The 24,432-nt window shown below is 73.7% G+C and carries 18 protein-coding genes and 1 tRNA gene; 7 read left to right on the forward strand and 12 right to left on the reverse strand.

All coding sequences use genetic code 11. The features are described 5' to 3' along the window. Positions 1-37: 37 nt before the first annotated feature. Together QBL21_RS28880 and QBL21_RS28885 are read left to right on the forward strand one after the other, a co-directional pair. Positions 38-1,450 (forward strand): FAD-binding oxidoreductase, encoded by a 1,413-nt coding sequence (locus tag QBL21_RS28880; RefSeq protein ID WP_407565165.1) that lies wholly within the window; start codon positions 38-40, stop codon positions 1,448-1,450. A gap of 156 nt (positions 1,451-1,606) precedes the next feature. Then, complete coding sequence (locus QBL21_RS28885; protein ID WP_407565166.1) at positions 1,607-3,115, forward strand: DUF4246 domain-containing protein; 1,509 nt, start codon at positions 1,607-1,609, stop codon at positions 3,113-3,115. Positions 3,116-3,161: 46 nt separating this feature from the next. On the opposite strand, the gene QBL21_RS28890 is transcribed toward QBL21_RS28885, so the two are convergent. Both QBL21_RS28890 and QBL21_RS28895 read right to left on the reverse strand, forming a co-directional pair. Beyond that, a complete protein-coding gene (locus tag QBL21_RS28890; RefSeq protein ID WP_407565167.1) occupies positions 3,162-3,749 on the reverse strand; it encodes a DUF6529 family protein in 588 nt (195 codons plus the stop codon). A gap of 27 nt (positions 3,750-3,776) precedes the next feature. Continuing rightward, positions 3,777-4,172, reverse strand: coding sequence for a hypothetical protein (locus QBL21_RS28895; RefSeq protein ID WP_407565168.1), 396 nt, complete (start codon positions 4,170-4,172; stop codon positions 3,777-3,779). 22 nt (positions 4,173-4,194) lie between these two features. Between QBL21_RS28895 and QBL21_RS28900 the strand changes: the two genes are divergently transcribed. After that, complete coding sequence (locus QBL21_RS28900) at positions 4,195-4,491, forward strand: hypothetical protein (protein ID WP_407565169.1); 297 nt, start codon at positions 4,195-4,197, stop codon at positions 4,489-4,491. A 125-nt stretch (positions 4,492-4,616) separates the two neighbouring features. Here QBL21_RS28900 and QBL21_RS28905 read toward each other — a convergent pair whose 3' ends face one another. Further along, positions 4,617-5,333 carry an NADPH-dependent F420 reductase gene (locus QBL21_RS28905; RefSeq protein ID WP_407565170.1) on the reverse strand — a complete coding sequence of 239 codons (717 nt, stop codon included), beginning with the start codon at positions 5,331-5,333 and terminating at the stop codon, positions 4,617-4,619. A gap of 106 nt (positions 5,334-5,439) precedes the next feature. Between QBL21_RS28905 and QBL21_RS28910 the strand changes: the two genes are divergently transcribed. From QBL21_RS28910 to QBL21_RS28920, 3 genes are all read left to right on the forward strand, one after another. Beyond that, a complete protein-coding gene (locus tag QBL21_RS28910; RefSeq protein ID WP_407565171.1) occupies positions 5,440-5,817 on the forward strand; it encodes a winged helix-turn-helix transcriptional regulator in 378 nt (125 codons plus the stop codon). A gap of 3,038 nt (positions 5,818-8,855) precedes the next feature. Then, a complete protein-coding gene (locus QBL21_RS28915) occupies positions 8,856-9,365 on the forward strand; it encodes a DinB family protein (protein ID WP_407565172.1) in 510 nt (169 codons plus the stop codon). A 212-nt stretch (positions 9,366-9,577) separates the two neighbouring features. Further along, positions 9,578-10,618: a hypothetical protein gene (locus QBL21_RS28920; RefSeq protein WP_407565173.1), complete on the forward strand. Its 1,041-nt coding sequence runs from the start codon at positions 9,578-9,580 to the stop codon at positions 10,616-10,618. A gap of 87 nt (positions 10,619-10,705) precedes the next feature. On the opposite strand, the gene QBL21_RS28925 is transcribed toward QBL21_RS28920, so the two are convergent. The 3 genes from QBL21_RS28925 to QBL21_RS28935 all read right to left on the reverse strand — a co-directional run bounded on the left by QBL21_RS28925 (position 10,706) and on the right by QBL21_RS28935 (position 14,921). Next, entirely contained in the window at positions 10,706-11,347 is a 642-nt protein-coding gene (locus tag QBL21_RS28925; RefSeq protein WP_407565174.1) for a GyrI-like domain-containing protein, read from the reverse strand. 111 nt (positions 11,348-11,458) lie between these two features. Continuing rightward, positions 11,459-13,240, reverse strand: coding sequence for a DEAD/DEAH box helicase (locus QBL21_RS28930; RefSeq protein ID WP_407565175.1), 1,782 nt, complete (start codon positions 13,238-13,240; stop codon positions 11,459-11,461). A gap of 223 nt (positions 13,241-13,463) precedes the next feature. After that, positions 13,464-14,921 carry an MFS transporter gene (locus tag QBL21_RS28935; RefSeq protein WP_407565176.1) on the reverse strand — a complete coding sequence of 486 codons (1,458 nt, stop codon included), beginning with the start codon at positions 14,919-14,921 and terminating at the stop codon, positions 13,464-13,466. Positions 14,922-15,132: 211 nt separating this feature from the next. Here QBL21_RS28935 and QBL21_RS28940 point away from each other — a divergent pair. Then, a tRNA-Cys gene (locus QBL21_RS28940) sits at positions 15,133-15,204 on the forward strand. A gap of 62 nt (positions 15,205-15,266) precedes the next feature. On the opposite strand, the gene QBL21_RS28945 is transcribed toward QBL21_RS28940, so the two are convergent. The 6 genes from QBL21_RS28945 to QBL21_RS28970 all read right to left on the reverse strand — a co-directional run bounded on the left by QBL21_RS28945 (position 15,267) and on the right by QBL21_RS28970 (position 24,404). After that, the gene (locus QBL21_RS28945; RefSeq protein ID WP_407565177.1) at positions 15,267-16,832 is read right to left on the reverse strand and encodes an IPT/TIG domain-containing protein; all 1,566 of its coding nucleotides are present in this window, start codon (positions 16,830-16,832) and stop codon (positions 15,267-15,269) included. A gap of 245 nt (positions 16,833-17,077) precedes the next feature. After that, positions 17,078-19,351: a xanthine dehydrogenase family protein molybdopterin-binding subunit gene (locus QBL21_RS28950; protein WP_407565178.1), complete on the reverse strand. Its 2,274-nt coding sequence runs from the start codon at positions 19,349-19,351 to the stop codon at positions 17,078-17,080. Positions 19,352-19,451: 100 nt separating this feature from the next. Then, entirely contained in the window at positions 19,452-21,161 is a 1,710-nt protein-coding gene (locus tag QBL21_RS28955) for a 2Fe-2S iron-sulfur cluster-binding protein (protein WP_407565179.1), read from the reverse strand. Continuing rightward, positions 21,158-22,054 (reverse strand): FAD binding domain-containing protein, encoded by an 897-nt coding sequence (locus QBL21_RS28960; protein ID WP_407565180.1) that lies wholly within the window; start codon positions 22,052-22,054, stop codon positions 21,158-21,160. The genes QBL21_RS28955 and QBL21_RS28960 overlap by 4 nt, the downstream gene beginning before the upstream one ends. A gap of 250 nt (positions 22,055-22,304) precedes the next feature. Further along, on the reverse strand, positions 22,305-23,990 hold the full coding sequence (locus tag QBL21_RS28965; protein ID WP_407565181.1) for a beta-N-acetylhexosaminidase: 1,686 nt from the start codon (positions 23,988-23,990) through the stop codon (positions 22,305-22,307). A gap of 99 nt (positions 23,991-24,089) precedes the next feature. Continuing rightward, positions 24,090-24,404 (reverse strand): DUF3039 domain-containing protein, encoded by a 315-nt coding sequence (locus tag QBL21_RS28970; RefSeq protein WP_407565182.1) that lies wholly within the window; start codon positions 24,402-24,404, stop codon positions 24,090-24,092. Positions 24,405-24,432 lie beyond the last annotated feature (28 nt).

Consider the following 24,432-nt stretch of genomic DNA (forward strand, 5'->3'; position numbering starts at 1 on the left):
GGTTTCGCCGGAGGCGGAGTCGTTGCACGCTGAAGACATGAGCGAGCAGGCAGTCAGGGACGCGGACCGGGACGCAGCCGGGGACGAGGCACTGATCAACGCACTCCGCACGGGCCTGCCCGCCGCGGCCGTGCTGACCGACCCGGACGTCACCGCGTCGTACGCGGGCGACATGGCCGGGTTCTGCCCCTCCGGCACGCCCGCGGCGGTGGTGCTGCCGCAGACGGTCGAGCAGGTGCGGCACGTGATGCGTACGGCGACCGAGCTGCGCGTCCCCGTCGTCCCGCAGGGCGCCCGCACGGGCCTGTCGGGCGCGGCCAACGCGGACGACGGGGCCATCGTGCTGTCCTTCGTGAAGATGGACCGCATCGTGGAGATCGACCCGGTCAACCGGATCGCCGTCGTCGAACCCGGCGTCGTCAACGCCACGCTCTCCCGCGCCGTCGCCGAACAGGGCCTGTTCTACCCGCCCGACCCGTCGAGCTGGGAGATGTGCACGATCGGCGGCAACATCGGTACGGGCTCGGGCGGGCTGTGCTGCGTGAAGTACGGCGTCACCGCGGAGTACGTCCTCGGCCTCGACGTCGTCCTCCCGGACGGCCGCCTGCTGACCACCGGCCGCCGCACGGCCAAGGGCGTCGCCGGCTACGACCTCACCCGGCTCTTCGTCGGCTCGGAGGGCAGCCTCGGCGCGGTCGTCGGCGCCACGCTGGCCCTGAAGCCGGCGCCGGGCCCGCAGTTGGCGCTCGCGGCGGAGTTCCCGTCGGCGTCGGCCGCGTGCGACGCGATCTGCCGGATCATGGCGGGCGGGCACGTGCCGTCGCTGCTGGAGCTGATGGACCGTACGACCGTACGAGCCGTCAACGCGCTGACGAAGATGGGCCTGCCCGAAACCACCGAAGCCCTCCTCCTCGCCGCCTTCGACACCCCCGACCCGGCCGCCGACCTCGCCGCCCTCGGCGCCCTGTGCACCGCCGCCGGAGCCACGGAGGTCGTCCCGGCGGCGGACGCCGCGGAGTCGGAGCTGCTGCTCGCCGCCCGCCGCGCGGCACTGCCCGCCCTGGAGGCGGTCAGCGGCACCACGATGATCGACGACGTCTGCGTCCCCCGCAGCCGTCTCGGCGCCTTCCTCGACGGCGTCGCCGAGATCGCCGCCACGTACGACCTGACCATCGGCACCTGCGTCCACGCGGGCGACGGCAACACGCACCCCAACGTCTGCTTCGACCCGGGCGACGAGGACGAGTCGGCCCGCGCCCGCAAGTCGTTCGACGCCATCATGGCGCTCGGCCTGGAACTGGGCGGCACGATCACGGGCGAGCACGGGGTGGGGCTGCTGAAGAAGGAGTGGCTGGCGAAGGAACTGGGCCCGGTGGGCCTGGAGCTGCAACGGGACATCAAGAAGGTCTTCGACCCCCTGGGCATCATGAACCCGGGCAAACTGTTCTGACACGGGACGCCCCCAGTGGCGGGGCAGGCGCCGGTGTTGCTCGTCTGTGCCGCGCCCTGCTGCACCGTGCTGCACCGTGCCCCTGCCGTCCCGTGCGGTGTCAGTCGGCTGTCGTATCCTTCCGAGCCTCACACCGAACCGGGAGGATCGAGAGAATTGACCGGCCAGTCCGCTTTCCCGTTGCCCTTTCACGCTGCACGTTCCCTGTCGTTCGCAAAGCCGCGAACACTGCGGGAGCTTCAGATAATGCAGTGCAGCGCCCATATCCGGGCGAAGCCGGGGTGGTTCGAGAAGATGAACGACGCCGACATCGTCGCCCGATGGACGCGAGAAGCGGTTGACCAGGGTCTGACCGACGCGCAGGTTCGCTACGTCCTCGCCGAACTCGCGCATTACGCCGCGCTGCGGGACGGGCGAACCGGCGTCGAGGTGTCCGCCGTCGACGGGGTGTGGCACTCGGACACGCTGGTCGACGACGGGCTCAGGTCCCGGCTGCGCGAGGCGGTCCGGGTTCTGGAAGAGGTCCCGGAAGCGGAGCTGGACTGGCATCCCGGATCCGACGGCCAGGTGCTGGATCTGGTGCACCCCTCCCTTTTCTGCCTGGTGAACGGGGTGAGCGGCGCGCCGGAGCGGGCCTGGCAGAATCCGACCGACCGCTATTCGCGGTACGAGTTCTCGGAGAGGTTCCAGTGGCTGCCCACGGACGTCGACGTGAGCGACGACGGCGAGGTCGCCTTCCGGTCGTACGTCAACAACCTTCACCCCGAGGCGCATGGCGAACTCGCCTCGGTCCTGCCGGACTTGTTCGCGCGCCTGCGGCCGCTGCTGGAGAACGTGCTCACCGACCTGCGCCACCCGCGGCCCCCGCGGATCGTGGCCGATCCGTACGGGTGGTACGACTCGGAGCCGGAGTACCCGGACAAAGCCTCCTACGGCGATGACGGGGCATACCAGGAGGCCGTCCGCCTGTATGAAGAGGCCCAGGACGACTGGTGGCAGAACCGCAGCCCGGTCATCCCGGACGCCCCGGAGTTCACCCCGCCGGAGTTGCCGGACGAATCCGCCCGGGTCGACCTGCGCGGGCGCCGTCTCCAGGTCATCGTCAAACTCGCCACCATTCATCTCACCCCGGAGAAGCCCGAGTACGCCGGTGGCTCCTGGCACGTCGAGGGAATGCTGAACGAGCGGATAGTCTCGACCGGAATCTATTACTGGGACAGCGAGAACATCACCGAAAGCCGGCTGGGTTTCCGGGCCGCACTCGACGACCCGACCTACGAGCAGAACGACGACAACGGCCTGCGCGATGTCTACGGCCTGGAGGACGAGGACGCGCTGAACCAGATGCTGGGCTCGATATCGACCCCGGCGGGCCGCTGTCTGGCGTTCCCGAACATCCTGCAACACCGCGTCAGCCCTTTCGGTCTCACGGATGCCACCCGCCCGGGATATCGCAAGATTCTCGTGTTCTTCCTGGTCGATCCGTCGGAGAAGATCGTGTCGACATCCGATGTGCCGCCGCAGCAGCCGTGGTCCGCGACGTCGACCATGACGCTGGAACAGGCAAAGAGCTTTCGGGAGCAACTCATGCAGGAACGCAAGTTCTTCGTAGACGAGCACAACGAGCAGCTCTACGAGCGGGAGTTCTCCCTGTGCGAGCACTGACCCGTCGCGGGCGGCCGTAGGGGGAGCCGCCGCGGCTGCGGCGGGGTCAGGGGAGACCGGGAACGCTGTAGTCGTTGAGGGCCCACAGCGCGGCCGAGTACCACAGCAGCCCGACCGCGACGAACAGCGCGCTGCCCGCCGCGGGGAGCAGCCAGCCGGGCAGGTGGCGGCTGCGGACGACCAGCACCTTGGCCACGAAGGCTCCGTACAGCGCGCAGCCGGCAATGGAATGCAGGTGGACGCGGGTGTCGGTGGTCTCCACGCCGTAGGTGCGGACGCAGTGGTAGGCGATGGGCACCGAGAGCAGGAAAGCCGTCCAGCCGATCACGCGGTGCGTGATGCGGATGCGGGAGGAGGCGGCGGCACGGCCGGGGAGACGCGCGTACATCCCCGCGGCGAGGAGGAGCTGGACGACCGCGAGGCCGAACAGGGCCGTGCCGAGGCGGGCCTTGAGGGTGACCGCGGCGTCGCCCTGTTCGCCGAAGAGACCGGTCGTGTACTCGGGGGTGTGGTGCTGACCGACCAGCCAGATCGCCACCCCCGCGGCCACCGGCAGCGCGGCGCCGAGCAGGAAGAAGGCGCCGCGCGCCGGGGAGGGACGGCGGTGGGATCGGGGACCGGTCTTCGACGTCATGTCGATGGCCCGTTCGCCGGGCTGTGACTAGTAACCGGGCCCGCTCGTCTCGCCGGAGCCGCCCGAGCCGCCGGCCTTGACCTCTTTGCCGTCGGCGTCGAGCACGTACCACTTGGCACCGAACTGGTCGAGGCCCTGGCCGTTGGTGTCGCCGGGCTTGGTGTCGGCCTGGTACCGGTAGAGGGGGTGCCCGTCGTACGTGACCTGCATCTTGCCGTCGGACCGCTTCGAGGTGTCGATCAGCTTGGCCTGCGCGGAGCCTTCGGCCTTGGGCGTCCCGGAGGTCAGCAGCGGCGGCCAGGCTTTGGCGCAGGTGCCGTCGCAGGTCGAGGTGGTCGACGTGTCCTTCTCGAACAGGTAGAGGGTGCGGCCCTTTTCGTCGACCAGGATGGTGCCGAGCTTGTCGGCGGAGGCGGTCTTCACGATGGCCTTGTCGTCGGCCTGCGTGACGCTCGACGCCTTGGCGGAGGCTTTGGCCGACGCCTTTGCGGAGGCTGCGGCCGACGCTTTGGCCGAAGCCTCGGCCGAGGAGGCGGAGGAGCCGCTGTCACTGTCGGAACAACCAGCGGCGGTGGTGATCAACACAATCGTGGCCGCACCCGCGACGGCCAGGCGGAAACGCCTCATCTCAGCTCCACAACTCGTGAGGCCCGCACGTTCGAGGGGCCGAATAAAGGCATATTCCATGATTTACGCCTTCGCGACCGGACGGGACGCCAGGGGCGTCGCCAAGATTCACTGAGATGGGGGGCGGGAAGCCCGGGAAGCGCGGGGAGTGCGGAGAGTGCGGAGAGTGCGGAGAGACCGGGGAGACCGGGGAGACCGGGGGGGGTGAGGACTGGCAGTCAGCGAAGACCCGCCTCCGCGTCATCTGCGACGTCGTGATCCCCGGCCGGGCGGGGCGGCTGGGTCGGCCCGGTCGGCTTGGTCGGGCCGGGGGGGCCCGGCCGCGTAGGCCAACGGCGGGGCGATCGCTTGCGCGTCGGCGCCTTCGCCGACCCACAGGGCGATGAACAGGGCGGCGGTGGCTTCCAGGAGCCCGGCCCGTTCGAGCCCACCGCCCGCGACGGGTGCGCAGCCGACGTCCCGTATCAACCGGCGTACGCGCACGAGAGCCGCCTCGTCGTCCCCGCAGACCGGCACGGCCAGCGGCCGGCCGTCGAAGACGGGCGGGCGCATGCGCCACACGTCTTCGTGGCAGAGGTTGAACGCCTTGACCACGCGGGCGCCCGGCGCCGCCGCGGCGAGCCGCTGCGCGGCGGAGGGCCCGCCGCCCGTCAGCAGCCGAAAGCCGGGGCCGACGGGGTTGGAGCAGTCGAGCAGGACCGTGCCGTCGAGGGCGGCACGCAGGTCCCGTACGACGTGCGCCCCCGCCTCGAACGGCAACGCGGCCAGCACCACGTCCCGACCGGACTCGACGGCGTCACGCAGCCCGCCGGCGCTCACGCCGCCGCCGATGCGGGCCGCGAGGTGCTGCGCCTTGCGGGGGTCGCGGCCGCCGATGGTGACGTGGTGCCCGGCGCGCGCCCAGTGGGTGGCAAGCGCGTCGGCCATGTTGCCGGTTCCCAGTACGCCGATTCTCATGAGGCGTTCCCTCTCCGTGTGTGGTGCCTGGTGCCTGGTGCCAGCGGTCGGCTGTCGGCGACCGTTCACACAGACGCTAGAAGGCGGTTCGGGCACCATTTGGTACGTGACGACCGACGCCTTCCTCGCCGACTGCCGCGCCCGCCTGGCCTTCGACCTGCTCTCCAACACCTGGAACGCCGTGGTGCTGTGGGCACTGCGCGACGGGCCGAGACGGCCGGTGGAACTGCGGGAGCGGATCGGGGGCATCAGCTCCAAGGTCCTGACGGAGACGCTGCGACGGCTTCAGTTCAACGGCCTGATCGAGAGGCGGGTGGGGCTGGAGGGGCGCGGACGGGTGGAGTACGGGCTGACCGCGCTGGGGGAGACCTTGCTGGCACCGATCGACGCCGTCGGGGCGTGGGCTTTCGCGCACGGGGACGAGGTCATGGCGGCACAGGAGGCGGCGTGCGACTCGGCCGGGGAGCGGGGCGGTGCGGGTTAGGGGAACTCCGTGGCAGCCACCCCCCGCCCACGGGGAGCGCTCCGTCCGCGGACTCAGGTTCCTCCACGGGCCGGAGGTCCGCCCACGGGGCACAAGTCCCTCTACGGTGCCAGGTCCGTCCACGGGTCTCAGATCCCTCGACGGGGCTCGGGCTCGGGTCCCGCCGCAGGTCCCTCCACGGTGTCAGGTCCGTCCAGGGGGTCAGCCACGGGCGTCACCCCGCCGCGGACGTCACCCTGCCACGGAGATCACCCCCACGGGGACTACCCCACGCCGTCCCACCCGGCTACGGGGTCACCGCGCGTCCCACCCGCCCCCAAGCACATCCCCCTCACGCCCGCCCAAGGGTATGCGCCTGCTCTGACAGTGCTGGTTCTACGGGGCGGGCGGTGGCCCCGCCCGGTTCGGTGGGGCGGGGCCGGGGGATCAGTGCCGGGGTGGGCGGTGGTTCGCCGGGTGGGCCGGATACGGCACGGACCCGCATCGGGGTGGGGCCGTGTCGTTGTGGCTCCCCCCGGGCCACCCCACTCCTTGAGTGTGCGGGCCTGCGTCCGCCGTCAAGGGCGTCCCCTCCGCTTCGCTGCGGGGACGTCGCTTCGCGATGGGGCTTCGCCCCACCCTTGACGGCGGACTCCGGCCCGAAAAGACCGGCGGCTATGGGTGGCCCGGAGGGAGCGGGCACCCTAACGCGGGGCTACGGATGCAGACCCCGGCCGACGGGGGGCCGGATATCCGGAGGCGGGGAAGGCCGGATCGCGGGCGCCCCCGGCGGACGGAGAGCCGGACCACCGGAGTTGACCCCGCCCTGATCGCGGATGCCCCTGGACGACGAGGGCCCGGCCACCGGAGATGGGCCCCTCCCGATCCCGGATGCCCCCGGCGGACGGGGGCCCGGCGCGGGAGACGGACCCGCCCCCACCGCGGAGGGGTCCGGACAGCGAGGACCGGGACGCCGGGGACGGGCCTGCCCTGGTCGCGAAAGGGCCCGGACGACCGAGGGCCCGGCCACCGGAGGCGGACCGGCCCCGATCGCGGGCGCTTCCGACTGTCGGGGGTCGGACCACCCGAGCCGGCCTGCCCCGATCGCGGGTGCCTCGGCGGACGGGGATGGCAGCCCGGTACCGGGCAGGCCCGGCTTGCGGGCGGGCGCCGCCCCCGGGCAGGGCGGGGCCGGGCGACGCCCGATCTCGGATGCCCTGGCCGACCGGGGAGGGGGCCGCAGGCCGGAGCGGGCTTGTCCTGTTCACGACCGGGACGGGGACGGGCGACGGGGGCGGCAGCCCCACGCGCCACGCCACCCGAGCGGAGAAATCTGGTCGTAACTCGCGGTAACACCCCCCGATCCGGCTCGAATCGGGCCCCCCAGGCCGACTTTCGCCCATCCAGACGCACCGACCGCCCCAGCCCCCGCCCGCCACCCCCGCAGCGGCCCGGAATGAGCGCTACCGACACGAACTCCCGGTAACCCGCCCACCAAACCGCCCCAAATCCCCCTCAGGGGCCGAGCTTCGCCCCCCAACACGCACGAACCCACCCGCAGACCCTCCCTCCGCGGCTCAAGGCGACCCGAGTGCACGCCGGCGAGACGAACTCGCGGTAACCCACCCCCAAAACCACCCCAAAACGCCCACACGGACCGACTTTCGCCCACCTGCACGCACCCCGGCCGGCATCCGGGCCCAATACCGCCGCCCGCAGGGTCCGGGCGGAGAAAATGGGTCGTAACTCGCGGTAACGCCCGGCGATCCGGCCCGATTCGGGACCCAGGGGCCGAGTTTCGCCCATCCGTACGCACCCACTGACCCCTCGGCGCCTCGATACACCCACCCGAAGACGCAGCGCACCCCGACGCACGACCCCGACACCGCGCACCGCCCTCAGACCAGGCCGCCCCCCGCGGGTCTGCCGCCCCCGCGATCCGCGGCCCTGCGCGAACCGGGCAGGCCCACCTCCGGCAACCCGACCCCCGTCCTCCAGGACCCTCCGCGATCGAGGCGGACCCGTCTCCCGGCCCGGCCCCCGTCCGCCCGAGAACGTCCGCGATCGGGGCGGGCACCTCTCCGGCGGCCCGGCCCTCCGTCCGCCGGGTGAATCCGGGACCCGGCCTTCCCCGCCTCCGGATATCCGGCCCCCCGTCGGCCGGGGTCTGCATCCGTAGCGCCGCGTTAGGGTGCCCGCTCCCTCCGGGCCACCCATAGCCGCCGGTCTTTTCGGGCCGGAGTCCGCCGTCAAGGGTGGGGCGAAGCCCCATCGCGAAGCGACGTCCCCGCAGCGAAGCGGAGGGGACGCCCTTGACGGCGGACGCAGGCCCGCACACTCAAGGAGTGGGGTGGCCCGGGGGGAGCCACAACGACACCGCCCCACCCCGACACGGTCCCCCCGACCACCGGCCCACCCCGCGAACCACCGCCCACCCCGACACGGTCCCCCCGACCACCGGCCCACCCCGCGAACCACCGCCCACCCCGACACGGTCCCCCCGACCACCGGCCCACCCCGCGAACCACCGCCCACCCCGGCACTGATCCCCCGGCCCCGCCCCACCGAACCGGGCGGGGCCACCGCCCGCCCCGTAGAACCAGCACTGTCAGAGCAGGCGCATACCCTTGGGCGGGCGTGAGGGGACATGTCGTGAGGGGACATGTCGTGAGGGGACATGTCGTGAGGGGACATGTCGTGAGGGGACACGTGGGGACGTGCGAGGGCCGGGCGGATCACCGCACCCCCGGCGCCGGGGCACCCCGCGGATCACCACTCACCCGGCACCGGGACACCCCACGGACCACCGCCCACCCCGCACCCCCGACACCGAGACACCCCACGGGCCACCGCCTACCCGACCCCACCCGCCCGACGCCGGGACCGCCACGCCTCACCGCCCACCCGACACCGCACCCCCGCCGCCGGCCACCGCCGGTACCCCGCCCCGGCCCCCGTCCCCGGCCCCCGTCCCGTCACCGACCACCGGCCGACCACCGCTCCCCACCCCCCGTGGATACTGGCCCCGACGTCCGCGACGTACGAGGAGAGCACCGCCCGTGTCCAGCCACGACCGCCCCGAACCGCCCCGTTCCGGCAGCGAACGCGACACCCTGCGGGCTTTTCTCGACTTCCACCGCGCCACCCTCGCCATGAAGTGCGAGGGACTTACGGACGAAGAGCTGCGGCAGCAGTCCATGCCGCCGTCCACCCTGTCGCTGCTCGGTCTCGTGCGGCACATGGCCGAGGTCGAGCGCGCCTGGTTCCGGAGGGTCTTCGAGGACAACGACGCACCCATGGTCTGGTCCGACAAGGTCGACTTCCAGGCCGCGTACGACGCCCGCGCCTCCACCAGAGCCGAGGCGTTCACCGCCTGGGAGGCCGAGGTGGCGACTTCGCGCCGTATCGAGCGGGAGGCCGAATCCCTGGCCCGGACCGGGTTTCAGCCGAGATGGCGCCAGGAGGTGTCGTTGCGGATGGTGATGGTGCACGTCCTCCTGGAGTACGGCCGGCACAACGGACACGCTGACTTCCTGCGCGAAGGCATCGACGGCACCGTGGGCGCCTGAGCCCTCCAGCGCGGAAGTGGATCAGTACCCGTCATGCCGGACCACCCCTCCTTCGCGACAACGGGCTGATGAAACCGGCTTTCGCCCTCGTTGCCGGATTTTCCGCCGCCGGGCGCCGGGTTCATCTCATGGATGAAGGAGGCGTGAGAACTGCTTCATACAAGGGCACCCCGGGAGGTTCCCGCCCGGGGTGTGCCGTTAATCTCCGCGACATGACCGAGCTTCAGATCCATCAGCCGGACGCGGACGGCACCGGCGGCGAACCCGCCGATTCCGCGTCCAAGACCAAGGCTGCCGCCGAAGTCGAAGGGACGGACGTGCGCAGCGGGACAAACGGGGGCCGCAGGGCCGACGGAGACGACGAGGACGGCACGGAGGGCAGGGACCCCACCGACGGCACCGACGGCACCGACCGCGGAGATCACCCGACCCGCGACGCTGCCGAGGCAGCCGCCGTACCCGAGCCCAAGCCCGACCCCCAGCCGACGCCGAAAACCCGGTCCACCCCCGAGGACCCGTCCGCCACACCCACCGTCCAGTCCACCCCCCACCCCCCCGAAGCCCCGCCCGGCGGTCGGCGATGGGTGCTCCTGGGTGCCGGCGGCATCACCCTCGCCGTACTCGCCGCCGACCTCATATCGCGCGCCATCAACGCCTACGAGGACATACCCAGCGTCCGCCGGATGCTCAACGTCGACCTCGAAGCCAACCTCGCCACCTGGTGGAACAGCACCCTCCTCCTCGCCGTCGCCGGCGTCGCGCTGGCCGCCGCGCTGCTCAGCGGGCGCGACGACCGGCCCGGGCGGCTGTCGTGGCTGGGGTTCGCCGCGGCGACCGCGATGCTCAGCATCGACGAGACCGTCTCGCTCCACGAGCGGCTCGGCGAGGTCGGCAAGTCGTGGAAGGACACCGCCGGGGTCGCGCTGCCGTCGCACGCCTGGGTGCTGCCCGGTGCGCTCCTCGCCCTGGCGGGCACGGTGTGCTTCGTGCTGTGGGCGCGGCGGCTGCCGCGGGATCTGCGGTTCGGGCTGCTGGGTGCGCTGGGGGTGTACCTGGGGGGTGCGCTGGTCGTCGAGGCGTTCAACGGCTGGGCGCACAAGAACGACTACAGCCTCACGCTCATGCTCGGCACCCTCGTGGAAGAGGGTCTGGAGATGGGCGCCTGCGTCGTCGCCCTCGCCGTCCTCGGCCGCTACGTCGTCCTGGAGCGCGACCCGGTCACCGGCAGGACCTCCGCCCTGCTGCGCTCCTAGGCGGCCAGCGACCAGCGGCCAGCGGCCAGCGGCCCAGCGGCCCAACGGCCCGTGGCCCGGCGACCGGCGCGGCCCCGCGGCCGGCGGTCAGGCCGCCCGTGCGACCGGCTGTCTCAGCACCGTCTTCAGCCTCTCCGGCCGGGCGCGCCGCGGGTCGCTGAGGTAGACCTCGTGGTGGTGCCCGGTCATGCGGAGGCCGTTCGCGGCCAGGTACTCGTCGTGGAGCCTGGCCAGCGCCGGTCCCTCGTCGTCGTACGGGCCCACGTGCAGGAGTTGCGCGCTGGTGCCCTCGTGCAGTGTTTCGGTGCGGAGGCGGGCCAGCGCGGGGAGGGCGGCGAGGCCCTTCTTCGCCAGTGCCGCCTGCCTGCTCTCCTCCACGAAGTCGTCGGTGATCCACTCGGGCAGGCTGATGAGCATGCGCCACTGCCACGCGGCCTTGTCACGCGCGACGAACACCTCCGGGCGGTCCGACCACCACAGCCCCTCCAGCGGCCCGACGACGAAGTCCCGCCCCAGCGTGCCCTTGCTGCCGAACTTGACCGTGTACGCGACCGCGTACAGCGCCTCGACGGCCTGCGTGTACTCGGCGCTGGTGTTGGGGTCGCCCCGGCCGTCCACGGCGAGGAAGCGCTGCGCCGGTACGTCGACGAGCGCCCAGTCGGTGTTCGTCGGCGCGTAGAACGGCTTCAGCGCACGTTTGACGTCGTACTTGCTGTCTGAAGAAGGCATCCGCACATCCCCGGGCGTCGGCTGGTGGATCAGCCTAGACGCCGGGTGTGACAGGCCCTGGCCGCCGTCCCGAGCAGGTTGACGAGCAGGCAGCGGCCCCCGCCCCCCTACTCACTTCATCCTCGTCGCCCACTCCCGCACCTTGGCTATGCGCTGCCGGATCTGCCCCGGTGTCGCCTCCGCGCTCGGCGGGCCGCCGCAGACGCGGCGCAGCTCCGTGTGGATCACCCCGTGCGGCTTGCCGCTCTGGTGGACGTACGCGCCGACCAGGGAGTTCAGCTCCTTGCGCAACTCCATCAGCTCCCGGTGCGTGACCACCGGCCGCCGGTCGGCGGGCAGTTCCAGCAGGTCCGCGTCCTCCGCAGGCTTCTTCCGGCTGTGCGCGATCTGCCGCGCCTGCCGCTTCTGGAGCAGCATCTGCACCTGGTCCGGCTCCAGCAGCCCCGGGATGCCGAGGTAGTCCTGCTCCTCCTCGCTGCCCGGGTGGGCCTGCATGCCGAACTCGGCGCCCTCGTAGACGACCCGGTCGAAGACCGCGTCCGACTCCAGCGCCTCGAAGGGCAACTCGTCCTGGTCGCCGGTCTCCTCGTCCTGCTGCCTCTCGGCCTCCGCGAGTTCCTTCTCGCTCTCCGCGTACGGGTCCTCCTCGCCGTCCCGCTTCGGCTTGTCGAGGACGTGGTCGCGCTCGACCTCCATCTCGTGCGCGAAGCCGAGCAGCGCGGGGATCGTCGGCAGGAACACGGACGCGGTCTCGCCGCGCCTCCGCGACCGTACGAACCGGCCCACCGCCTGCGCGAAGAACAGCGGCGTCGAGATCGTCGTGGCGTACACCCCGACCGCCAGCCGCGGCACGTCCACGCCCTCCGACACCATCCGCACCGCGACCATCCACCGGTCCTCCGAGTCGGTGAACTCGTCGATCCGCTTCGACGCGCCGGCGTCGTCGGAGAGCACGACGGTGGCGCGGTGGCCGGTGATCTCCTTGATGAGCTTGGCGTAGGCGCGGGCGGAGTCCTGGTCGGCGGCGATGACGAGGCCGCCGGCGTCGGGGATGCCGCGGCGGACCTCGGTGAGGCGGCGGTCGGCGGCGCTGAGGACGTTGGGCATCCAGTCGCCGCGGGCGTCGAGGGCGGTGCGCCACGCCTGGGCGGTGGCGTCCTTGGTCATCGGCTCGCCGAGGCGGGCGGCGATCTCGTCGCCGGCCTTGGTGCGCCAGCGCATGTTGCCGCTGTAGGAGAGGAAGATGACGGGGCGCACGACGCCGTCGCCGAGGGCGTTGCCGTAGCCGTAGGTGTAGTCGGCGGAGGAGCGGCGGATGCCGTCGTTGCCCTCTTCGTAGACGACGAAGGGGATGGGGTTGGTGTCGGAGCGGAACGGCGTGCCGGTGAGCGCGAGCCGCCGCGTCGCGGGCTCGAACGCCTCCAGGCACGCCTCGCCCCAGGAGCGCGAGTCGCCGGCGTGGTGGATCTCGTCGAGGATGACGAGCGTCTTGCGCTGCTCGCAGCGGTTGCGGTGCAGCATGGGCCGTACGCCTACGCCGGCGTAGGTGACGGCGACGCCGTGGTAACTCTTCCCGACCGGTCCCGCGCTGTACTCGGGGTCGAGGCGGATGCCGATACGGGCGGCGGCCTCGGACCACTGCGTCTTGAGGTGCTCGGTGGGCGCCACGACGGTGATCTGCTGGACGACGTGGTGGTGCAGCAGCCAGGAGGCGAGGGTGAGCGCGAAGGTCGTCTTGCCGGCGCCGGGGGTGGCGACGGCGAGGAAGTCGCGGGGCTGGGACTGGAGATAGCGGTTCATGGCCGCTTCCTGCCAGGCGCGCAGCTTGCCGGCGGTGCCCCAGGGGGCGCGGCCGGGGAAGGCCGGTGAGAGGTGATGAGAGGTGGTGCTCACGGTCTCCGGGTGGGGTCGGTCGGCGGCGGTGGCGGTCGCGGTGAGGCAACCGCGTCAGCCTACCGGTGCCCCGCGCGCCGCGGCCGGGGCGACCGGACGAGAGGAGGGTCACACGAAGCCGGGGCGGGAGCCGCCGCGTTGACGCGCGAATCCGGTACGAACCGATACGGAACGGATCAACGCGCGGTACGCCCCCACACGACCCGTACCGCCTCCGCAAGGCTCAACGCCCCACCGCCCCCGCTCCCCCCACCCGCAGCCGTCCCGCCACCGCCGCGCCGACGAGCGCCACCGCCGCCATCGGCAGCAGCACCGCGACGAACGCCCCCGGCTGCGCGTCGCCGCCCGCGCCCAGCGCGCCGTGGCCGACGGCCGCGCCGCCGAGGGCGGCGAAGACGACGCCGGCGACGGCGAGGAGGACGACGTTGGCGAGGCTGTCGGAGAGCTGGAGGGACGCGGAGTTGGTGCCCGCCTCCTCGGGGGCGGAGAGCTTCAGCAGCAGGACGCTCGTACCGGAGATGACCATCCCCATGCCGTAGCAGCCGAAGGCCCACTCGACGGCGACGATCCACACCGGCAGCGCCTCGATCAGCACCAGCGGCGCGGTGGCGATCGCCGTGGTCGTCAGGAGCATGCCGATGCGGACGAGCCGCGTCCGGTGCCGGTCCAGCCGGGGCCGGGCCTGCGTCCAGGAGCCCAGCGCCCAGGTGGCGCCGCCGACCGCCAGGCACATGCCGGCCTCGGTCACGGACAGCCCGCGCTGGGTGACCAGCATCAGCGGCACGAAGCTCTCCGCCGCGATGAACGACCCCGCCGCTATGCCGCGCATCAGCACGACGGTGGGCAGCCCGCGGGCGGCGGCGTACGTACCGCGCGGCAGCAGCACACGCACCGCCGGGACCAGCAGCGCGACGCCGACCAGCGCGGGCAGCAGCGAGAGCCAGCGCAGGTCCTGCCCCGCGTACTGGAGCAGCCCGCCGCCGGCGGCGATGGCCAGCGCGAGCCGGATGCGGCGCCGGTCGAGGGCGGGGGGTGCGGCGGGGTCGACGGGCCCGCGGGCGCGCCGGCGGATGGCGGGGAGGGCGACGGCCAGCGGTACGACGACCAGCGGCGGTATGCCGAGGAAGACCCAGCGCCACCCCAGGTGCTCGGTGACACCCCCGGCGGCGAGCGGCCCCACGACGGACGGCACGACCCACGACGCGGCGAACGCGGCGAGGATCGACGGCCGCAGCCGCTCCGGATACGCCCGGCTCACCGTCACGTACAACGCGACGATCACCAGCCCGCCGCCGAGCCCCTGCACCGCCCGCCCGGCGACGAACGCCCACATGGCCTGTGCGGTGCCGGATATGAGCAGCCCGACGGCGAACGTGGTGATCCCGGCGGTCAGCGGATGCAGCGGCCCGCTGCGGTCGCACCACTGGCCGGAGAAGACCATGGCGAAGAGCGCGGTGGTGTAGAAGGCGGAGAAGGCGTACGCGTAGAGCCCGATGCCGTCCAGGTCGTGCGCGGCGACGGGCATGGCCGTGCCCACGGCGGTGGCCTCGAAGGCGATGAGCAGGACGACGGTGACGATCCCGATGCTGAGCGCCCGGTACGGCCGCCGCAGCACGCCCTCGGGGGCGGGCGGAGCGCCGGCGGGGGCGACGTCGGTGTCGCGCGATTCGAGGCTGGCCATGAGCAGCAGCGTAAGGCCCGACACCGACAAGAGCCCCTGTCGGTAGTCGGGCACCGCGCGGTCCCTTGGTCCTAGGCCCACCGCGGTCCGTCACGCACTCGGCCGCCCTCCGGCACGTCACCGGTGTGCACACGCTGTTGCCACCGTGTGACATCCCCCCGCCCCACATTGAACCCGCCCCCTCCCCCGCCTACGCTCGACCCAGAACCAAGGCCGTGTGCCCGAGTGGTTGAGGGGCTCGCCTGCAAAGCGAGTTACGCGGGTTCGATTCCCGCCACGGCCTCTGCGCCGGTGACCAGGCGAGCGAAGAGGGCGGCGCCCCGTCCGGGTGTCGCCCTCTTCGGTTCAGTCGCCGTAGGTGAACTCGTCGTACGGGCCCGTGGGGGACGTGGCGAAGCCCGTGGCGATGGTGATGTCCACCGTGGTCGGGTCCGTGGGGAGGCGGCGGGGGGCTTTGGCCGTGAGGCGGGTGGAGGATTCGTGGTCGACCTCCGCCGAGGCGTGGTTCTTGAAGAGCACCTGGGACTGCTGGGTGAAGCCCGTGCCGTCGATGGTGACCATGACGCCGACCCTGCCGCGGGTCGGGGAGATCGAGGTGATCGCCACCGGCGCGGTGGGGCCGTACGCGAAGCGGGCCGCCGGGGCGGCGGGGGACGTGCCGAGGAGGTTGGTGACGCGGACGTTCGCGATGCCGGCTCCTTCGGGGACGTAGGCGGTGATGGCGGTGGCGGAGTCGACGGTGAACTCCGTGCAGGGGACCGTGCCGAAGTCGACCACGCTGTACGGGTCGAAGCCGCTGCCGGTGATCGCGACCTGGGTGCCGTCGCCGCCCGTGGTGGGGCTCAGGCCGGTCACCACCGGGCCGGCGGGCAGGGGCGGGGCGCCCAGCAGGGCGAGGTAGGTGGCGTTGGCGTGCTGGAAGGCGACCTGGCCGAGGAAGTCCGCCCGCGTCTGGTTGACGAGGGCGGGGTCGTTCTTCTGGTAGTTCGCGTTCACCGTGATCGGGTTGTTCGCGCTGGGCTGGACGTAGACGTTGCCCTTCCGCAGCCCGTCGATCACGAGCAGCATCGCCTTCACCTCGTCGGTCGCCGTCGGCCCCGGGGACGGGTACCAGGACATGGCCTCCGACAGGTCGGACCAGGCCAGTGGGACCAGGTCGTACGCGTTGACGTGGCGCTCGTAGGGGGTGAGCGCCAGGGAGTCGACGTAGGTGGCGAAGCTCTGGAGGCCGGCGGTCGGTGCGGCGTACGTGACGAGCCCGAGCTTCGGCGGGTTCGCCGGCCAGTTCCACGCCTGGAGGTACGGCGCCAGCATGGTGGCGACGCAGCCGCCGAGGCTGTGCCCGATGAGGCAGACGGTGGGCTGCGGCGAGTCCGGGAGGTTCTGGAGGAGGGTGCCGAGTTCCTCCGCGAGCGTGGCCGTCAGCGGGATCGGGCCGTCCCCGCCGGCCGGGCCGTCCCCCGGCAGGCCCACCGCGCCGCGCGCCGTGGTGACCTGGGTGAACGCCGCCATCGCGCCCGCCGAGACGGGCAGCAGCTCCACTCCGCCGGCCGGGGTGAACGTCACCAGCGTGCCGACGTCGAGGTCTTCGAGCATGTCGGCCGGGTTGTCGACGGTGCCGCGGACGACGACGGCGATCTGGTTCGAGCCGTCGGTGTTGAGGGCGACGTAGACGAGGTTGGCGTTGTCCGGGCTCATCGCCAGCCACAGCAACTGCCAGCCGGCCACGATCGGGGAGTTCCGCAACTGCGCCTCGATGCCGCTCCGGACGCGTACGGTCTGCTCCGCCACCGTCTCCCCCGACGGGCGCGGCGTCGCCGCCGTGGCGGCGAGCGCGGCGAGGGTCATGGTGACCTGGGGGGTCAGCGGGGACGAGGAGGTCGAGGGGGTGGGCCGGGCCGAGGTCTTCATACGTGCTCCTTGCCTGCGCGGCGTCGGGGGCGGGGCGGGCAGGCCCCGGAGGAGCGCGTCTCGGCGGTACGGCGGGGGTGGGCGCGTACGGCCGCGGCTCTTCCCGCGGACCGTATCGCCCTATATGGGAGATAGCGGGCATTGAGGTTCCCGTGTGCCCGCGGGTGCCCCCTATTGCACCGCCCTCGCCGCGCGGCCGCTGCCGCGTCGGCCGAGTCGGCCGCGTCGGCCCTACGGCAACGCCCCTACTGCACCGCCGCCGACTGCGGCCGGATCGGCAGCCGGCTCACCGGCCGCCCCGTCGCCGCCCGCACCGCCGCCGCGACCGCCGCCGGCGACGTGACCACCGGCGCCGCGCTCGCCGCCTTCGCGCCGAACGGCGCCACCACGTCCCGCTCCTCGACCAGCTTCACGATCCGCACGTCCGGCGCGTCCAGCGCCGTGGGCAGCGGGTAGCCGGTCAGGTCGGGGCGGCGGACGATGCCCTTGTTCGTCCGCAGGTTCTCCATCAGCGCCGCGCCCACGCCCTGCGTGACGCCCGCCTCGATCCGGGCCGCGAGCTGCCGCGGGTTGAGGACCTTGCCGACGTCCTGGGCGACGGCCATCTCCACCACCCGCACCGCGCCCAGCTCCACGTCCACGTCCACCACCGCGCGCACCGCGCAGAACGCCATGCCCACGAACGCGTCGCCCTGCCCGTTGCCGTCCAGCGGCTCCGTCGGGTGCGGGCGGCACTGCGCCGTGGCCCACAGCTCCTTGCCCTCCAGCGCCTCCGCGACCGTCGTCGACAGCACGCCGTCGTACGACGTGATCTTGCCGTCGGCGATCGTCAGCAGTTCCGCGGACATCCCGAACTTCTGCGCCAGCGGCTGGAGCAGTTGCGTACGGACCATCTTCGCGGCCCGCTCCACCGCGCCGCCGGAGACCCAGGTGTGGCGGCCGTGGCAGGCGGGTCCCGCGGTGGGCTGCTCGGTGTCGACGGGCGCGGTGTGCACCTCGTCGACGCCGAGGACCTCCTGCACGATCTGCCTGGCCAGGGTGGTGAAGCCCTGGCCGGTCTCGACGGCCGCGCAGATGACGGTCGCGACGCCGCCGCTGACGCGCACGGTCGCGGTGGCCACCTCGTCGGCGCCCTCGGCGCCGAGCATGTGCACCATGCCCAGCCCGTAGCCCACGCCCCGGCGTACGACGCCCGGTTCGCCCGCGCCCTCGGGGCCGCCGGGGAGCAGCTTGTCCCCCTCGGGCGGCAGCGGCGCCTCGCGTACGGCGGTGAGCAGTTCGGCGACGGGTGCGGGGCAGGTGACGGTCTGGCCGGTGGGCAGCAGGTCGCCGGTGGCCATCACGTTGCGCGCGCGCAGCTCGGCGGGCTCCATGCCGAGGGCGGCGGCGAGCTTGTCCATCTGCCCCTCGTATGCGGCGCAGACCTGCATGGCGCCCTCGCCGCGGACGTGGCCGGAGGGCGGGTTGTTCGTACGGACCACCCAGCCGTCGACGAAGGCGTGCGGCACGACGTACGGGCCGCAGGAGAAGGACACCGCGGCGGCGAGCGCGTCGGCGGAGCTGTCGGCGTAGGCGCCGCCGTCCATCAGGATCTGCGCCTCGACCTTGACGAGCTTGCCGCGGGCGTCGGCGTGGTGGCGGTAGCGCAGCAGGGTGGGGTGGCGGTGGGCGTGGCCGAGGAAGGACTCCTCGCGGGTGGCGAGGAGCTTCACGGGCGAGCCGGTGCGCAGCGCGAGCAGCCCGAGGGGGAGCTGCATGGAGCCGTCCTCGCGGTCGCCGGTGGCGCCGGGGACGCCGGTGACGACGACCTTGACCCGGTCCTGGGCCAGGCCCAGGCAGGCGGAGACCTGGTCGCGTACGGAGTGGGGGTCGGTGGCGGCGGCGTAGATCTCCACGCCGCCGTCGGGGCGCGGCACGGCGAGGCCGGCCTCGGCGCCGATGGGCGCGGGGTCCTGGCGGCCGATGCGGTACATGCCCTCGACGACGACCTCGCCGGCGGCCTGCGGGTCGCCGTAGCGCAGGGGGATGTGCCGGATCAGGTTGCCGTCGGGGTGCAGGGGCTCGGCCTCGAAGGCGGCCTGCGGGTCGGTGACGGGGTCGAGCATCTCGTACTCGACGGCGATGGCGGCGGCGGCGAGCCGCGCGGTGTCGGGGTGGTCGGCGGCGACGGCGGCGACGGGCTCGCCGTGGTGCCGTACGACGTCGTGCGCGAAGACCGGCCGGTCGCGGACGCCGCGGCCGTGGGAGGCGGCGTCGGGCAGGTCGCGGTGGGTGACGACGACGCGGACGCCGGGCATGGCCTCGGCGGCGGAGGTGTCGACGGAGACGATCCGCGCGTGGGCGTGCGGGGAGCGGTGCAGGGCCGCCCACAGCAGGCCCTCGGCCCACAGGTCGGCGGCGTACGGGAAGGTGCCCTCGGTCTTGGCGACGAGGTCGGTGGCGGTGAGGGAGGCACCGATGCCGTGCGCGGGGCCGCCTGCGGCGGGCGCGACGGTGTCCGGCTCCTGCGGCAGGGTCACGACACGCGCTCCCTCGGGTGCGGGGAGCGGAGGCCGCGCGGCGGGGCCGCGGGGCGGCTCCGGCGGGCGGCCCGCGGGGCGTGGGGGACGGGGAGGTGGCTCACTGGGGGCCTCCCTCGCGGGGGTTGGGGGGGCGGGGCGGTGGCATGCGGACGGCGTCCGACGGGGGGTGGGCGCCGCCTTCGCCCGGGCCCGCCTGCTGCGGGATACGGGCGCGTTCGGTGTCGCCCGCGCTGTCCGCGGTCTCCGCGGCGTCCGGGGCGGCCGGGGCGCGGCGGCCCGCGATGACGTCCTGGACGGCGTCGAGGACGGCGCGGTAGCCGGTGCAGCGGCACAGGTTGCCGCTGAGCGCCTGGCGGGCCTCCAGGTCGCTCGGCGTGTGGTTGCCCTCCAGCAGGTCGTGCACCGTCATCGCCAGGCCCGGCACGCAGAACCCGCACTGCACCGCGCCCGAGGCGGCCAGCGCCCGCTGGACGTCGGAGTGCACGCCCTGGTCGGCCAGGCCCTCGACGGTACGGATCTCGGCGCCCGCGGCCGTCGCCGCCGGCACCAGGCACGCCGCGACGAGCCGGCCGTCGACCTTCACCGAGCACGCGCCGCACTCGCCCTGCGAGCACCCGTCCTTCGCGCCCGCCAGCCCCAGCCGCTCGCGCAGCACGTACAGCAGCGACTCGCCGATCCACGCGCCGGTCACCGGGCGGTCGGCGCCGTTGACGCGCAGCACGTACGAGGCCAGGGGGTGTTCGTCCGGCGCGAGGGCCGGTGACGGCGGCGGGGCGGCCTCGGGCTCGGCGCCGGGCTCGCTCTCGGGAGAGTCGGCGTCGGGGCCCGCGTCCTGCTCCTCGCCGGTCTCCGGCGGCTGCGCCACGTCCTCCGCTTCCGGCGCCGCGTGCTGCCGCGCGTCGCCGTCAGGCTGCTCGGCGCCGGCGGAACGGTCGTGCAGCGCGTACTCGCCGGAGTCCTCCGGCAGGTCGTCGGGGGCGGTCGGGATCGCCCAGGACGGCGCCGTGCCGCCGCCGCTCTGGCGTACCGCGTGCCACGCGCTGATCTGCCCCTCGGCGGGCGCCCCTGCGCTGTCGGCGGGGTGCGGCGCGGGGCCCGGGGGCACCTCGCCGTACGGGTCGTCGCCGGTGTCCGCGTGCGTGGCGGCGCCGGGCCACGTGCCCGTACCCGGGTCGTGGTCCGCCGGGTAGGCGGGATCCGCCCACCGCTGGGCGCCGTGCGGGCCCGCGTCCTGCGGCGGTGCGTACGCGTCCTGCTGCCCGGCTCCCGCCTGGCCCTGCGCGTACCCCTGGGCGCCGTCCGCGGTGGCCGCGCGCCGGCTCTCCGCCACCGCGCGCATGCCCGCCTGCCCGAAGCCCCCGGCGCCGGGACGCCGCCCCGGGGCCTGGCCGTGGTCGTGGCCCTGGTCGTGTCCGCGTCCGTGGCCCTGGCCATGGACGTGGCCCTGGCCGCCTCCGTGGTCCCGACCCGCCGGGCCCTGCTCGTACCCGTACGGCTCGCCCGGCCCGTACTCCTCAGGAGCGACCGGGACCCCTTGGCCCCCGGGGCCCGTCTGCCCGCTCAGGCCCTCCGGGATCTGGAACTGCCCCGTCTGCCCCGGGTCCGTCGCCGGAACCGCTATCGGCGGCGGTACGTACCCGTGCCCCGGCGCCGCCAGCGGCGCGCCCGCGTCGGCCTCGGGAAACACCTCCGGCGGCAACTGCACGAACGCCGTGGCGTCCGGGTCGCCGTCCGCGCCCTGCGGCATCGGCTGCCAGCCCCCGGTGCCGTACGGCGGCTGCTGGTCGTCCACGTGGTCCCGGCTCACGACAGCGCCCTCCCCAGTGCGCGGCGCGCCAGCGCCGACACCGTACGCCGCAGGTGCAGCGCCGCCGCCGGCAGCCGCGGCGGCTCCTCGCCCTCGGCCGCGGGCGGCGGGTCGGGGATGCACGCGGCGGCGACGTACTCGCCGAAGGCGGCCAGCGCCTCCGGGGGCAGCCCGCGGTGGCCGTCCCAGTCCATGAGCCCGGCGACCCACTGCTCGGCCTCCATCGGCCGCAGCGGCGCCGGCGCCACCGCGCCGACGGCGCACCGCACCGCGCGGCGCGCCGGGTCGAGCACCAACGCGACCGAGGCGACGGCCCGTCCGGGGCCCGTACGGCCCGTGGCCTTCAGGAACACCTGCGGGGCGTGCAGCAGCGGCGCCCGTACGAACGCGATCAGTTCGCCGGTGCGCAGCATCTCGACACCCGCGAGGAGATGGCTGACCGGGATCTCGCGGTGTCCGCCGGTGGTCTCGGCGATCAGCACGGTGGCGTCGAGCGCGGCGAGCACCGGCAGCGCGTCGCCGGTGCGGTGGGCGGAGGCGATGTTCCCGCCGAGGGTGCCCGCGTTGCGCACCTGCGGCGGGCCCGCGGCGCGGGCGGCGGCGGCGAGCGCGGGGATGAGCGCGGCGAAGTCGGGCCGGCCGATGCGCGCGTGGGTCAGGCCGCTGCCGAGGAGGGCGGCGCCGTCCTGGTAGTGCCAGCCGCGCAGTTCGCTGATCCGGCCGAGGCCGACGAGCGCGGAGGGGCGCAGCAGGCCCGCGTTGACGGCCGCCATGAGGTCGGTCCCGCCCGCGACGGGCACGGCGGCGGGCATGGCGGTGAGCGCCGCGACCGCTTCGTCGAGCGAGTCCGGCAGCACCACCGTCTGCGCGGCCTGCGGTGCATGAGTGGTCAACCCGGCTGCCCCTTCCGCAGTGTCCCCCAGGAGTTCCGGCCGTTCCGCCGTACGGTACGGGCTCCCGGCCGGGACGTGGCAACTCTGGCACATCCGTCACGGTCCGGGGCCGCCTCCGGCGGCGCGGAAGAACACGAGCGTACCCCGCTCGGCGCCCAACTCGCGGGCCCGGATTGGGACCTGGTCGGCGCCGAGTGGGGATTGTCACTCTTGGGGGAGTCTTGTACGACTTCCGGGGCAGCCGTCCGGCTCACACGATCGGGGGCGGCCCTTCGATCGGGCGTCCGAGCACTCCGGGGCGCCGCTGCCACGGCAGCGGGCCGCCGGGCGGGCGGTAGTCGACGCCGAGGGCGTCGAGGCGCCGGTAGTGCTCCTCCATGCGGGCCGTGAAGCCGGTGAAGTCCCGCTCCGCGGACGGCGGCAGGGCGGACCAGGCGACCTCGGCGAAGGCGGCGAGCCGGGGGTAGACCTGGTAGTCGAAGCGCTGCGGGCTCTCCAGCACCTCGCTCCAGACGTTGGCCTGGGTGCCGATGACGTGGTCCGCCGCCGCGCCGTCGAGCTGCGGCGGTACGGGCTCGAAGCGGTAGAAGTCCTCCAGCGTACGCACTTGGGCGATCGGCACGGGTTCGTCCGCGTCGCCCGATTCACGGTAGTTGAGGTAGACCTGCTGCTCCGGGCACATGACGACGTCGTGGCCCGCCTCGGCGGCGGCGATGCCGCCCGCGTAGCCGCGCCAGGAGGAGACGGTGGCGCCCTCGGCGAGGCCGCCTTCGAGGATCTCGTCCCAGCCGATGAGGCGCCGGCCGCGCTCGGCGAGCCAGCGGTCGAAGTGCCGGATGAACCACGACTGGAGCTCGTCCTCGTCGGCCAGGCCGAGTTCGCGGATACGGGCCTGGGCGGCGGGCGAGGACTTCCACTGGTGCTTGGGGCACTCGTCGCCGCCGACGTGCACGAAGGCCGAGTACTCGGCGGCGCCGGCCGGGAAGAGGTCGAGGACCTCCTCGAAGACGCCCTCGTAGAAGCGCAGCACGTCCTCGGTGGGCGCGAGGACGTTCTCCGAGACGCCCCAGTCGCCCCACACGTCGAGCGCCGCGGTGTCGACGACGTCGGTGTTGCCGAGCCAGGGGTAGGCGTGGATGGCGGCCTGCGAGTGGCCGGGGACGTCGATCTCCGGGACGACGGTGATGTGCCGGGCGGCGGCGTACGCGACGATCTCGCGGATGTCGTCCTGGGTGTAGAAGCCGCCGTGCGGGCGCTCGTCCCAGATGTCGGAGGCGCGGTGGCCGACCTTGGTGCGCGGGCGCCAGGAGGCTTCCTCGGTGAGCTTGGGGTGGCGCTTGATCTCGATGCGCCAGCCCTGGTCGTCGGTGAGGTGGAAGTGCAGCACGTTGAGCTTGTGCGCGGCCATCAGGTCGACGTGGCGCAGCACCTCGCGCTTGGTGAGGAAGTGCCGGGAGACGTCGAGCATGAAGCCGCGCCAGCCGAACCGGGGGGCGTCCTCGATCCGGCAGTGCGGCAGCTCCCAGGTGCGCTCGCCGAGGGGGGCGGTGCGGTACGCCTGCGGGCCGAGGAGCTGGCGCAGGGTCTGCGCGCCCCAGAAGAGCCCGGCGGGGCCGCCGCCGGTGAGGCGTACGCCGTCGGGGCCGACCGTCAGCCGGTACGCCTCGGGGCCGGCCTCGCCCGCGGGGCCGCCGGCGAGGGCGAGCGCGGGGTCGACGTCCAGGCGGATGGCGTCGGCGGCATCGGCGGCATCGGCGTCGGCAACCGGGTCTCCCGGGGCGAGCGGCAGCCCGGTGGCCGCGCCCAGCTCGGCGCGCAGCCACCGCGCGACGCCTTCGGCCCCGGCCCCTGCGGCGAGGACGGTGCCCTGGCCCAGGGCGAAGGTCGCGGTGTCGCTGGGGCGGTCGGCGCTGCGTGGCGCGGGGATGAGATCCATGACCTCATCCTGCCCCAGGACCGCGATTTGGACTAGACCATTCCCGCGGGCCGCGCCCCCGCCGCGGCCCGGGAACCGGGGGCCGCGGCCGGGGTGCCGCTACTTCTTCTTGCCGCCGTCCTTGCCGCCGCCCTTGCCGTCCTTGCCGCCGCCGGCGCCCATGGACTCGTAGATCTCCTTGCACATGGGGCAGACGGGGTACTTCTTCGGATCGCGCCCCGGGACCCACACCTTGCCGCACAGCGCCACGACGGGCGTGCCGTCGAGCGCGCTGGCCATGATCTTGTCCTTCTGGACGTAGTGGGCGAAGCGCTCGTGGTCGCCGTCGCCGTGCGACACCTCCGGCGTCGGTTCGACGAGGGTGCCGGTGCCGGTTCCGCGTTGGGGCTCGGGCTCGGGGAGAGGAGTGCTCATGGTGGCCAAGGGTACCGACGGTGGCGCG

Source organism: Streptomyces sp. 184 (genome assembly GCF_045781775.1).
GTDB lineage: Bacteria > Actinomycetota > Actinomycetes > Streptomycetales > Streptomycetaceae > Streptomyces.